We start from the raw sequence: 12,023 nt of genomic DNA, 5'->3' as shown, positions 1-12,023 counted from the left end.
GCGGGCGTATTCCCGCAACCAGCGACCAAGCCAGCTATCAGGACAATCACAGAAAGCCTGGTGCGCACGGTTGACCTCCCGGGGGTTGAGGCGTGCGGACACTGACGATAGCGTGCCCGGGCAAAAACTCCAGCGATGACAGAGAGCTTCGTCACGATCGATGGGATAACCGCAGCTCAGCGGGCCGCCACGGGTCCCGCATCCTGGACCGGCTATTGCCAGCCATAGCTGTGGTCGGCAAAGTACGCCCATGAAGCTGGCTTCCGGGACCGACTGGCAAACGACACTGAACCGTGCGACCACGGTCGCGCCGGAGGCGTTCAATGGCGACGTCCTCCTCAACCTCATTCAGGGGCAGTGGACGGCCGCGGGCCGCCCCTCGCCGCTGACGACCCCGATCGATGGCACGACGATCGCGCGGCTGTCGCGTTTGGACGCCGCCGAGGCGCAAGCCGCCGTCCACCACGCGGCCCGCACGCACGCTGAGTGGGCACACACCCCGCTCGCGGAACGCAAAGCCCGCGTAGAAGTCGCCCTCGACCTGCTCACCGAGCACCGCGATCTGCTCGCGATGCTGCTCGTGTGGGAGATCGGCAAGCCGTGGCGGCTCGCTTGCGCTGACGTGGACCGGGCCCTCGACGGCGTGCGGTGGTATGTCGGCGAGATCGAGCGCCAGACCCAAGACCGCGAACCGTTGCCCGGCCCCGTGTCCAACATCGCCAGCTGGAACTACCCGATGTCGGTGCTGGTGCACGCCGAGCTGGTTCAGCTTCTGGCCGGCAACGCGGTCATCGCCAAGACGCCGTCGCAGGGCGGCGCGGTCTGTTTGACCGTCGCTCACGCGCTGATGCATCGCGCGGGACTGCCTGCCACACTCGTGTCCGGTGGCGGCGAAGAACTGTCCGAAGTGCTGGTGCGGGCTCCGGAAATCGGCGCCGTCGCCTTCGTGGGCGGACGCTCCAACGGTGGCAAGGTCGCGGCTGCTCTGCTCGACACTGACAAGCGTCACTTCATCGAGCAGGAGGGCCTCAACGCCTGGGGCATCTGGGAATTCTCGCAGTGGGACACGCTCGCCGCTCACCTGCGCAAGGGGTTCGAATACGGCAAGCAGCGCTGCACCGCGTACCCCCGGTTCGTGGTTCAAAGAGAACTTGTCGATGAGTTCCTCAACGTTTATCTGCCGGTGGTGCGCAGCATCCAGTTTGGACACCCGCTGGCCGTGGAAAACGACGGAGACCCGTTGCCCGACTTGGACTTTGGCCCACTGATCAGTGCCACCAAGGCCGATGAACTGCGCCGCAAGGTCGACGAAGCCGTTAAGGCGGGCGCGGTCCCGCTCTACCGCGGAAAGAACCGAGGTGGCCGCTTCCTCGACGGGCAGGACACAAGTGCTTACGTAGCACCGGTTGCGCTGCTCGCCCCGCCCGGGCGAAGCAGGCTGATGCACGCCGAGCCGTTCGGTCCCGTGGACACGATCGTTGTCGTGGACACCGAAGACGAGTTGCTCGCCGCGATGAACGCCAGCAATGGCGCCCTCGTCGCCAGCCTCGCGTGCGACAACGAGGAGCTGGCCGCGAAGCTGGCGAAAGACTTGCAGGCCTTCAAGGTTGGCATCAACAAGCCGCGCAGCCGTGGCGACCGTGAGGAGCCGTTCGGCGGCCGCGGCGCTAGCTGGAAGGGCGCTTTCGTCGGTGGCGATCTGCTCGTGCACGCCGTGACCGTTGGCGAGCCGGGCGAGCGGCTCTACGGCAACTTCCCTGACTACAGCTCATACCCCGCGACGTGAGAACCATTTGCGCTTAACCGCTTGCTGCGGGATCTGAGCCGCGACGACGGGTGTGTGCACGTGTGCCACCGGGCACACACCCGAGTTCACCGGTCCGTGCCCCACGGCCAGGCGGTTGGCGTAATCGTCGAGATAGAAGTTTGGGCGCAGGTCAGCTTCTTCGTAGTACTGATGGAAAACGGGGGTCAGCCCACCGGAAAGCGGTGGCACGATCCACGTCCAGTCAGCCGGAGCGGGTCTGCCCGCATTCGTTTCCCGCTCAACGTGTGTCATGAAAAGCCGTGACTCGGTGTGGTGATCACTCATGCGCACTCCGGCTTTCTCAAAAGAGTGCAGCACCGCCCGGTTCAGCTCGATCAGCGCCCGGTCCCTCCACAGCGTGCTTTCCCGCGAGGTATCAAGTCCCATGCGGGCAGCGACAACCGGGATCTGGTCATAGCGATCCTTGTCGGCGAGATTACGGGCGCCGATCTCGGTGCCCATGAACCACCCCGAGAACGGCGCCAGCGGATAGTCCACTCCACCTATCGACAGGCGCATGTTGGAAATAGCCGGGACCGCGTGCCAGCGCAGACCGAGTTCGGCGAACCAAGCGAACTCTGGATGGGTCAGCGGGACCTCTAGCACCGCGGTCTCCGGCAGCTCAAATAATTCCGGATCCTGCTGTCCGGTTTGGAGGATCAACGGCAGCAAATCAAACGCGCTTCCCTTGCCCTGCCACCCTAGCTGAGTCGCCACGTCTGTCAGATGCCGGTACCTCGGGTCGCCCCGATCCTCATATCCCGCATAGCGAATCAGCTGGTCGTTCCAAAGTCTCGTGACAGGCCTGCCGGGAATCGCCTGGCCGAAGACGCTAATAACCGGACGCAGATGTCCGCGCTTGTCACCCTCACCGGTCGCCATCTTCAAGTGGGCCACCATGTCGTCAAAAATTTCCTCGTGGGTACGAGGTGAGCGCCGGTCAAGCACCGTAAGAGAACGCCAATACACGCGCCCGATGCAGCGGCTGGCGTTGCGCCAGGCCATCCGCGCGCCGTGGGTCAGTTCTGGTTTCGTGTGCGTATAGGTTCCGAGAGCGGCGATCTGTTCTTTGACAGCCGCGATCCGCGGTTCCACGGCACCTAACTTGGGCACCTCGGCGTAACACTGGCGCAGAAATTCCTCGGCTTCGTCCACATTGACCGGCTGATCGGGCGCCCAATGTGTCAAAGGGGCATCACGATAGCCTGCTGGCGGAGGGGTAACCGTCATGAGACAGATGCTGGTTCACGCCGTTCATTCACCGTCGCACACTGTGTCCGTCTAGTCACCCCTCCTTTAGAGCGGGATCAGCTAGCGGTGCAGGTTAGGGCAGGGTTTGTATTGACCCCATTCCATGAACCGAGGAAGCCCCAGGTCGCACTCGCCCCTGCGCCCAGGTTTGCGTTGTAAGGCATGTTGACCGCGGTCACCGCGGACCCACTCGTGGTCACAGCGGCGCTCCAGAACTGGGAGATCGTCTGGCCGTTAGCCCACGTCCACGTGACGCGCCAGCCGCTGATCGCGGAACTGCCGGCCGTGACTTTGACGTCGGCCTGGAAGCCACCGGGCCACTGGTTGATCTTTGAGTAGGTCGCCGTGCATGACTTGCCCGGTTGCGGCGTGCTCGGGCTCGGCGATGGCGACGAACTGTTCGACGGCGACGGTGAAGGAGACGACGGTGACGGTGTCGGCGAGGAAGTGGAGCTTCCGTAGATGGTCGCCTGCACCGAAGTCGCGCGAATTCCGTTGGCGCCGTTGAACAACCGCTGGCCCCATGTCGTCAGCTGGCTGACGTTGAAGTTCGTCACCTGGTCCAGATATTCAACGCCACCACCGTTTCCGCTCCACGACCACCCGAGGTAGCCGATGCCGCGCGCGACGGACTGCGCCATGATGGTGTCCTCATCGGGGTTGCCGTCGGAGTGGTTGTGCCCGAACTCGCCGATGATGAGCGGCAGCCCGCGTGAGGAGAAGGAATCCAGGTAGGCGTTGATTTCCGCGGCCGTGTCGAACACGCCGTACATGTGAATCGAGAACAGCAGATTGCGGTCCGGGTCGCTGTTGAAGACCGCGGGAGCGTTGTCCCGCATCAGGAATTGCCAGTCCTGGCCCCAGTTTGGGGCGTCCACCACGAGGGTGTGGTCAAAACCAGCGTTGCGCAGCTTGGTGATCGCGGCTGTCGTCGCCGCGGTCCAGCCGCTGATGTTGTTGTTCCCATACGGTTCGTTCCCGATGTTGACCAGGACGTAGTTCTCTTGCCCTTGCAGGGCACTTTGGACGCTGATCCAGTAGTCGGCCGCGCGGTCGAGTGTCCACTCGTTCTGCTGTTCACCGTAACCGGTGGTGTCGTGGTTTTCCAGCACGCAGATGAGTTTCGACGCCTTGCACAGGCTGACCACGTTGGCCACATCGCTGGCCCCGTTGGCGGGCGACCAGCGCCCTCCACTGAGGACAACACGAACCGTGTTGGCGCCCAACGACTTGATATTCGCGAACGAACTGGTCTGGCTCTGATACCAGACGTGGGCATGGCTCGTGCCGCGCATGATGAACGGCGTGCCGTTGGCTTCTACCAAGCGGCCGTTGCTGATGCGCAGCCCGACGGCGGCTTGGGCGGGCTGAACCGCCACGAGAAGGGAAACGATTAGGCTGGTTACCGCTGCGAGAGCTACGGAGATAGCCAGACGGAATCTCACAATGTCACCTCAATGAGAGCAGGCAGAAATGGCTAATGCCCTTTTGACTGCCACCCGGCTCCCGATGGGTGTCCGCCGCAGCGTATCACAGCTGTGCTTAACCGAGTAAGCTTCCTATCGCGACAGTCATCGTCGCCGACACGATGGCACCGTCCACATCGAACTTCGCCGCCTGGGGCATGCGCTTGACGGTCCGCAGCATGGGCTCATTGTCGGCCTGAGTGTGCAAGACGACAGCCTGAAAGCCATACGGGGTCGCGAGAGTCAGCATGCGGCGCAGCAGGGCGGTGCCGATGCCCCGCTTCTGCCAGCTGTCCTCAACCAGGATCGCCGCTTCGGCTTGCTGTCCCTCGCCGATGAGGTTGGCCAGCGCGACGATTCGTCCTTGCCCATCTTCGGCGATCAGGGTCGTCCCGTGCGCGGGGCTGACGAGACGGCGCAACTGTTCCTGGGTCGGCCCACGCGTTCCGGCGAGATAGCGGCGAAAGAGGCTGCGCTGTCCACAGCGCCCGTGCATCTCGGTCAGCGCGTCGATGTCCGCGACCGAACCCACGCGGACCGTCAGCTCCTGTCCCTCAGGTAACAGCAGCGTGAGGTTGCTGAGCTGCCGGGTCACGACCGCACGCGCGACTTCAGCGAGCGCCTGCGCACGGGCGAATTCGGCCGGGGTGAACACGGGCGCCAGCCGGGTCAGCACGAGCATGCCACCGGCCGGGTCGGGCAGGCGCATGACCGAAAGCCCATGTCCGGCAACGGTTGCCGTGTCCTCCCGGCGCACCAGGCAGCCGCCGAGCAGCGTGCTCAGCGCGCTCGCCAGTTGCCCCGGGTCGCTGGCGAGGCGTGCCGCGAGCCCGGCCATCTGCGCGGGAGGGTCAACGAGGTCATAAGCGTCCGCCTTGGACACCCACGCGTCACGACCGCGGCCCTTCTCGATCGCTTGCAGCAGCTCGGGTTCCGTGAGGTGATCCGGAGCGTCGAGGAGAAAGTCATCGACCGCACCGGCTTCCGTCGTGTGCACCTGGACGGCCAGAATGTTGATTGACTTCAATGCCAGGCTGGCTGTCAGCACTGCCAGAAAGCCTGGTCGGTCATCAACGGTGGCCCGCACCCGCCAAAGCGTCATGTCGTTTAGGCTGCTCTCGCCAAGTTACAAAGCCGTTACCAGTAGTTATACAGATCTTGCGGGCTCCATGACCCTCGCCACGCCATTCACACCTGTAAGTGTTGCCGGATCGAACGCGGCCGCGATCACCAGGCGCTCCAGCCCCCGGCAGGCTTCCTCGAGTTGCTCTGGAGAAACAGCATGGGTGTCGGCGTGCATGATGCACTCGAGCGTGCCCGGCACGTTATTCAGCGTCAGGTAGAAGGTCGTGTCGAAGGCGTCCCACGAACGCGTCCACTGAAACACACTGTCGGCCATCGCGGCGTCAACCTGCTCGCGCGTGGGCAGCGGTCCTTCGGGCGTCGCGGCGGCAAGGCCCCGGCGGCGGTCGTTGTAGAGCACGAGCAGGTCGATCTCGTCGCCCTTCTCCGCACCGATCTGGTCGATCAGCGCCCAGGCGTCGCGCGGGTCGTAGTAGCTGTTCAACCCGGCCGCGAGCTGACTCTTGAAGGCACGCGCGATCGCCTCGTCGAACGTGCAGTCAGCCACATCGATCAGACACAGGCCGCCCTGGGCCAGATTGCTCACCGAGTCACGCAGCCCCGGCCGGAACCGGTTGCTGACAAGGGTACGGACCATGACCTCGCGGTCCCCGGAAATCTTGCCGAGGGCGACCGCATAGGCGGCCAGCATGATCGCTCCAGAGTGGACATTTGTGCGTTCCGACAGCACATGCAAAGCCATGTTCATCGCCGTGGAGCGCAAACTGCACTCCCAGTAACGCGGCTCCCGTTTGTCCGGCGACTCCCCGAACCGCTTCGGCGGGATCGCGCGCAGAATCCTTTCCACATAACGCAACGAGGCCCGGCTCTGCCGCTGCCCGGACGGGCCCTGCTGATTGCGGGCGATCTCCAGTGGCGATAGTCCTGGCACAGGAGCGAGCGCGGCACCTGTCGCGTTGTCCATATTGGGCAGATCAGCGCGGATCGCATCGATGCCATACCCATCAACGCAAAGGTTGTTGTACATCGCGACCAGATGAGTGGCCATGCCGTTTTGCCGGACGACAGCCCAGCGCACCGGCCACTCGCCGGCGAAGTCCCACTTGGCGCTCTCGTAGACGACCCGCAGCGCCTCGGCGATCACCGCCGGATCCGCCGCGTCGTCGGCGTCAACCACTTCGAGGTCGATGACACCTGAGCGCAACACTTCCTGCCGCGGTTTCCCCTCCGCGTCAGGGGTAATCCTGGTGCGCAGCGCGCCGTGCCGGCTCATGAGGAAGGCCAGCAGTTTGGCGATGTCGTCGACTTTCATGCCGTCGGCTAGCTTCACCATCCCGCCGGCCGACTCGGTGATGCCGCTGAGTTCTACGTTGCGCCAGTGGTTTCGCTGTGCCCAGGTAAGTTCCTCGACCCCAGAGTCGCTGCCCTCGAACGGGATCGATATCCGTTGCGCCATGGGGCACAGGGTAGCGAGAAGCCTACCTATATAGAAGCGTCAGAATGTTGATCCTATTCGGTGGCAATAGCGAAGGCCTGCGAAACCATGACCGAGGCGGCACGGACAATCTGTGCCAGACGGTCCACTTCGGTGGCGTGGAAAGCCGCAACGGGCAGCTCGTCATCAGCCGTGCGGGCAACCGCGAGCACGAGACCGTCATAACCGAACGGCACCAGGGCATAGCGCGTCTCGTCACGGCCCGTCATCGCCCTGGGACGCAACGGGGTTATCTCCGGAAGGTCTAGCTCCGCAGGAGCACGCCAGCTTCGGTAAAGCACCTCCGGCGGCATCCGGCGGGTGGCCCAGTCCGCTTGAACGGTAAGGACAGCGGCCCAGTCAGCGGCGAGCAGTCCCGGGACCGCGTCGACCAATGTGGACAGTCCGTCGGCCGGCTTGGCGGCGACCTGGGCGAGCAACTCGGCGTCGTGTCCACCGGAGACAGGCGAACCGATGGCCCGCCAGATGCCGTCGACACGTACCCCCGGCATGGCAGCCAGACCCGCGCGAAGCCGCTCCACACCGGAGCCGCCTGGCCACACGACGGTGAAGTCGTCAATCGCGCGACCGCCTAAGCGTTCGAGCACGATGACCTGGACGATATCCGCACCCGCGACACCGAGCGTGCGGGCGACCTGGCCCAGTGAACCTGGACGATCAGGCAATGCGACCCGAACCCTTAGCAACATGCGGCTAAGCATGCCCCCCGGGCGTTACGTCCGGATTTCAAGACAGTGTCAACCCGACTGGCGTTTGACGAGGTGGGTGTCGAGCAGAACGTGCCCGCCCTCATCCTCGCCCTTGATCCGGGCGAGCAGCAGCCGGACCATCTCGCGGCCCATCTGCTCAACTGGCTGATAGACAGTCGTCAGCGGTGGGTCGGTCTGCCCCGCGATCGGTGAGTCTTCGAAGCCGACAACGGCCACGTCCTGGGGCACCCGCCGGCCCAGCTCGCGCAGGGCCCGCATCGCCCCGGCCGCCATGAGGTCGGAGGCCACGAAGACACCGTCGATGTCGGGGTGCTTCGTGATCAGCTCACGCATGGCTTCGGTGCCGCTGGCCTCGCCCCAGTCGCCGAAGGCGACGAGCGGCTGAGCCGATCCGATGGCGTGCTGATAGCCGGCAAGCCGGTCGACACCCACGCCCATGTCCTGGAGACCGGCGATGGTGGCGATCCGGCGGCGGCCCGAATTGATCAGGTGCTCGACCGCCGCCCGCGCGCCACCGACATTGTCAATGTCCACATAGGAGATCTCTTGCCCGGGGCCGATCGGGCGCCCGCCCAGCACGGCAGGCAACCCACGCTCGCGCAACAGCCGGGGCAACTGGTCGGATTCGTGCAGCGACAGCAGAAGCACGCCATCAACGTGCTGACTGGTGAGGTGATGCTCGACCCGCTGTTGCTCGGCCGGAGACTGCGCCATGGCGAGCCATAGCTGCAACGGAGTGTCGGCCAGAGCGGAGCTGATTCCGCGCACGAGCCCGGCGAAGTAGGGCTGGGCGAAAACGCGGTCCTGCGACTCGGAGACGACCAGCGCGACCGAGTCGGTCCGCTGGGTCACCAGAGCCCTCGCCGCCCGGTTGGGCACATAGCCGAGTTCCTTGATGGCGTCCTGAACCGCGGCACGTGCCTCCGGGCTAACCTGTGGCGAACCATTGACCACCCGGGAAACCGTGCCGCGTCCCACTCCGGCAAGCGCTGCGACCTCATCCAGCGTCGGCCGCCCGGCTGATCGCGTGCGCTGCGTCGTCATCTATCTCACCTCAAGCCGATCGAATCCGCTCCGCGTACCAGTGTGCGCTTGCCTTCAGCGTTCGCGCCTGCGAATCATAGTCCACATGGACGATTCCAAAGCGCTTTGAGTAACCCCAAGCCCATTCAAAGTTGTCCATCAAAGACCAAAGGAAATAACCCTTTAGGGGTACGCCTTCAGCCCGCGCCTGATCACAGACTTTCAGATGGCTATCCAGATAGGCAATCCGCTCCTGGTCGTCAACCGCCTCCGGATAGGCGGCGCCGTTCTCCGTGATGTAGAGCGGAAGCGGCCCATACTTCTCGTTGACCCAGCGCAGCTGAACGAGCAGGCCCTCCGGATCGATCTCCCAGCCCATGTCGGTGCGGGGCAGATCGCGCTCGACGACCGTCACGTGCTCGCTGCCTGGCCACGAGGTCGGCAGGTGGTGCAAACCTTCGCCGTCTTGTGGTTTGTCACCGAGCTTCACGAGCGCCCGCGTGTAGTAGTTCATGCCGAGGAAGCTCATGGGCTGCTTGATGAGCGCCAAGTCGCCGTCTTGCACGAAAGACCAGTCCGTGACGCCACTGGTGTCATCGAGCAGGTCGGCCGGATAGTTTCCGCGCAGGAGCGGGTCCAGGAAGATCCGGTTGCCCACGGCGTCGAGGCGGCGCACCGCGTCGGCGTCGCTTGGCGACTCGGGCAGGAACTCGTGCAGGTTCAGGCTGATGCCAACGGAACCACTGAGCCGCGGAACCGCGAGCCCATGCGCCAGGTTGAGGTGGTGCGCGGCGGCCAGTGCGTCGGCACCGTTGCTGCGGCCCGGGGCGTGCTGACCGCTGCCATAGCCCAAAAACGCCGAACACCACGGTTCGTTGAGCGTGATCCAGTTCTGCACACGGTCACCGAGTGCGTCGTGCACGATCGACGCGTACTCCGCGAACCGGAAAGCGGTGTCCCGCGCGGGCCAGCCCCCGGCGTCTTCGAGCTCCTGCGGTAGATCCCAGTGATAGAGCGTCACGAAAGGCGTGATGTTCTGGGCGAGCAGATCGTCGACCAGACGGCTGTAGAAGTCGAGCCCGCGCTGATTCGCCGGCCCCGAGCCACCAGGCTGGACCCGTGGCCACGACACCGAGAAACGATAGGCACCCAGGCCCAGCTTGGACATCAGCCGCACGTCGTCGGCACTGCGGTGGTAGTGGTCGCACGCCACGTCGCCGGTCTCGCCCCGGACTACTTTGCCCGGGGTGTGGCTAAAGGTGTCCCAAATAGAGGGTGTGCGCCCGTCAACATTGGCCGCACCCTCAATCTGGTACGCCGCTGTCGCTGCTCCCCACAAGAACGTCATGCCTTAACTGCGCCTTCCATAATTCCGCCGATGATCTGGCGGCCGAACAGTATGAATATCACTAGCAACGGCAGCACGCTGAGTGTAGTGCCGGCGAAAACCTGTGCGTAGTCGTTGTAATAACCCTGCGAGAGCCGCTGAAGCGAGAGCTGAACGGTTGGGTTCTCCGGGTCACCCAGAGCGATTTGCGGCCAGAGGAAGGAGTTCCACTGGTCCATGAACGTGAATAGGCCGAGCACCGCCACCGCTGGCCGCAAGGCGGGAAGCACCACGCTCCAGTAGATGCGAAACGTTCCGCACCCGTCAACGCGAGCCGCCTCAATCAGTTCGTCAGGCACGGCCTGACTGGCGTATTGGCGCATCATGAACACGCCGAACCCACTCACCAGGAACGGCAGCATGACCGACCACAGGGTGTTGTGCAGGCCCCACTCGAACATCATCTGGTAGAGCGGCACGAGACCCAGCTGAGCCGGAACCATCATGGTCACGAGGATCGCGAGCATGAATCCGTTGCGGCCCTTGAACCGCAGCTTCGCGAACGCGAACCCGGCCAGGGACGAGAAGAACACCACCGAGATGGTGACGCCCGTGGCCACGACGGCCGAGTTGATAAGGCCCGTCATGAAGTTGGCGCTCTCATTGGCGAGCAGACGGTCCACATTGGACCCCAGTTCGCCGCCCGGAATCATCGGCGGTGGAATCTTGTTCACGGAATCGTTGTTCCGTGTGGCCACCACAATCATGTAGTACAGCGGGAAAATGGACAGCAGCAGCCCGCCAATGAGCGTGAAGAAGGTCAGTGGGCTGGCCCTCCACATGCGCTCCGCCGCACCGAGACCGCGTTTCATCGCGATGCCACCTTCTTTCGCTTTGCGGGCCGGTCATTTTGCAGACGGCTGGTGAAGAAGAAGTTGATAACGCTGAAGATCAGGATGAGCAGGAACAGCAGCCACGCGACGGTAGCGGCTTGGCCAAGCTCAAAGTCCATATAGAACTGTTCCATCAGGAACATCGTCACCGTCTGGAATTGGCGGTCAGATCCGCCCAGCAACGGGTTTCCCCCGCCGGCGAACAGCAATGGCTCACCGTAAAGCTGAAGCCCGCCGATCGTGGAGATGATGACGGTGAAAATGATGGTGGGCCGCAACATCGGGACGGTCAGCGTCCAGAACTGGCGCGATTGCGACGCGCCGTCGATAGAGGCCGACTCGTAGACGTCCTTGGGAATCGACTGCATGGCGGCGAGATAGATGAGCGCGTTGTAGCCGATCCAGCGCCAGTCCACCATCGTGGCGACCGCGATCCATGACGTCCAGGCCTGTGCCTGCCACTCGATGGGACCGATGCCCACAAGTCCCAGGATCCAGTTGATAAGGCCAAAATCCCGGCTGTAGAGCTGAGTGAACACAATGGACACCGCGGCGACCGAGGTGATGTTGGGTACGAGCACACCCATGCGGAAGAAGGTGCGGGCACGGATCTTCTTGTTGAGCGCGTTGGCCAGCACCAGCGCCAGCAGCAGCTGCGGCACCGTCGACAGAAGGAACATCATGACGGTGTTGAGCACCGCGTTCCAGAAATCATCGTCGCCCAGGAAGCGCGCGAAGTTGTCGAACCCGACGAACGTCGCCTCGTTCAGCTTTGACCCGAGATCCCAGTCATACATCGACATGATCAGGGTGTAGATCAGCGGCCAGAGGCCGAAGATGCCGAAGACGATGAAAAACGGTGCGATGTAGAGATACGGCGAGTACTTGATATCCAGCCTGCTGAGGCGCCGCATAACCACTCCAATACAAGAGGTTGAGGTGCACGGCTTTCGCCGTGCACCTCAAGT

Annotated in this window: 10 protein-coding genes; 1 reads left to right on the top strand and 9 read right to left on the bottom strand. The window is 63.7% G+C overall.

Annotated features, from left to right (window positions below; genetic code table 11):
* Positions 1-250: 250 nt before the first annotated feature.
* Positions 251-1,786, top strand: a complete 1,536-nt coding sequence (locus tag A3E1_RS0116310) for an aldehyde dehydrogenase family protein (protein ID WP_020521858.1) — start codon at positions 251-253, stop codon at positions 1,784-1,786.
* On the opposite strand, the gene A3E1_RS40565 is transcribed toward A3E1_RS0116310, so the two are convergent.
* The 9 genes from A3E1_RS40565 to A3E1_RS40555 form a co-directional block, all read right to left on the bottom strand.
* Positions 1,769-3,037: a nitric oxide synthase oxygenase gene (locus A3E1_RS40565; RefSeq protein WP_157631558.1), complete on the bottom strand. Its 1,269-nt coding sequence runs from the start codon at positions 3,035-3,037 to the stop codon at positions 1,769-1,771. The two genes, A3E1_RS0116310 and A3E1_RS40565, sit on opposite strands and share 18 nt — an antisense overlap.
* A 77-nt stretch (positions 3,038-3,114) precedes the next feature.
* The gene (locus A3E1_RS0116300; RefSeq protein WP_026208500.1) at positions 3,115-4,503 is read right to left on the bottom strand and encodes a cellulase family glycosylhydrolase; all 1,389 of its coding nucleotides are present in this window, start codon (positions 4,501-4,503) and stop codon (positions 3,115-3,117) included.
* 97 nt (positions 4,504-4,600) lie between these two features.
* Complete coding sequence (locus A3E1_RS0116295) at positions 4,601-5,626, bottom strand: GNAT family N-acetyltransferase (RefSeq protein ID WP_020521855.1); 1,026 nt, start codon at positions 5,624-5,626, stop codon at positions 4,601-4,603.
* Positions 5,627-5,671: 45 nt separating this feature from the next.
* The gene (locus tag A3E1_RS40560; protein WP_020521854.1) at positions 5,672-7,063 is read right to left on the bottom strand and encodes a condensation domain-containing protein; all 1,392 of its coding nucleotides are present in this window, start codon (positions 7,061-7,063) and stop codon (positions 5,672-5,674) included.
* Positions 7,064-7,116: 53 nt separating this feature from the next.
* Positions 7,117-7,791, bottom strand: coding sequence for an ACT domain-containing protein (locus A3E1_RS0116285; RefSeq protein WP_026208499.1), 675 nt, complete (start codon positions 7,789-7,791; stop codon positions 7,117-7,119).
* 48 nt (positions 7,792-7,839) lie between these two features.
* Positions 7,840-8,856 carry a LacI family DNA-binding transcriptional regulator gene (locus tag A3E1_RS0116280; protein WP_020521852.1) on the bottom strand — a complete coding sequence of 339 codons (1,017 nt, stop codon included), beginning with the start codon at positions 8,854-8,856 and terminating at the stop codon, positions 7,840-7,842.
* Between the two features lie 10 nt (positions 8,857-8,866).
* Positions 8,867-10,183 carry a GH1 family beta-glucosidase gene (locus tag A3E1_RS0116275; protein WP_020521851.1) on the bottom strand — a complete coding sequence of 439 codons (1,317 nt, stop codon included), beginning with the start codon at positions 10,181-10,183 and terminating at the stop codon, positions 8,867-8,869.
* On the bottom strand, positions 10,180-11,034 hold the full coding sequence (locus A3E1_RS0116270) for a carbohydrate ABC transporter permease (RefSeq protein WP_020521850.1): 855 nt from the start codon (positions 11,032-11,034) through the stop codon (positions 10,180-10,182). Before A3E1_RS0116270 ends, A3E1_RS0116275 begins: the two co-directional genes overlap by 4 nt.
* Positions 11,031-11,969, bottom strand: coding sequence for a carbohydrate ABC transporter permease (locus A3E1_RS40555; protein ID WP_020521849.1), 939 nt, complete (start codon positions 11,967-11,969; stop codon positions 11,031-11,033). The genes A3E1_RS0116270 and A3E1_RS40555 overlap by 4 nt, the downstream gene beginning before the upstream one ends.
* Positions 11,970-12,023 lie beyond the last annotated feature (54 nt).

It is taken from the genome of Catelliglobosispora koreensis DSM 44566 (genome assembly GCF_000379685.1).
GTDB lineage: Bacteria > Actinomycetota > Actinomycetes > Mycobacteriales > Micromonosporaceae > Catelliglobosispora > Catelliglobosispora koreensis.
The sequence above is the reverse complement of the archived record's forward strand: the minus strand, read 5'-3'. Positions and strand labels throughout refer to the sequence as shown.

What these genes read in the sequence shown, in the direction of transcription:
- A3E1_RS0116310 (WP_020521858.1), top strand. Translation starts at nt 251, where the DNA reads ATGAAGCTGGCTTCCGGGACCGACTGGCAAACGACACTGAACCGTGCG.
- A3E1_RS40565 (WP_157631558.1), bottom strand. Translation starts at nt 3,037, where the DNA reads ATGACGGTTACCCCTCCGCCAGCAGGCTATCGTGATGCCCCTTTGACA.
- A3E1_RS0116295 (WP_020521855.1), bottom strand. Translation starts at nt 5,626, where the DNA reads ATGACGCTTTGGCGGGTGCGGGCCACCGTTGATGACCGACCAGGCTTT.
- A3E1_RS40560 (WP_020521854.1), bottom strand. Translation starts at nt 7,063, where the DNA reads ATGGCGCAACGGATATCGATCCCGTTCGAGGGCAGCGACTCTGGGGTC.
- A3E1_RS0116285 (WP_026208499.1), bottom strand. Translation starts at nt 7,791, where the DNA reads ATGTTGCTAAGGGTTCGGGTCGCATTGCCTGATCGTCCAGGTTCACTG.
- A3E1_RS0116280 (WP_020521852.1), bottom strand. Translation starts at nt 8,856, where the DNA reads ATGACGACGCAGCGCACGCGATCAGCCGGGCGGCCGACGCTGGATGAG.
- A3E1_RS0116275 (WP_020521851.1), bottom strand. Translation starts at nt 10,183, where the DNA reads ATGACGTTCTTGTGGGGAGCAGCGACAGCGGCGTACCAGATTGAGGGT.
- A3E1_RS0116270 (WP_020521850.1), bottom strand. Translation starts at nt 11,034, where the DNA reads ATGAAACGCGGTCTCGGTGCGGCGGAGCGCATGTGGAGGGCCAGCCCA.
- A3E1_RS40555 (WP_020521849.1), bottom strand. Translation starts at nt 11,969, where the DNA reads ATGCGGCGCCTCAGCAGGCTGGATATCAAGTACTCGCCGTATCTCTAC.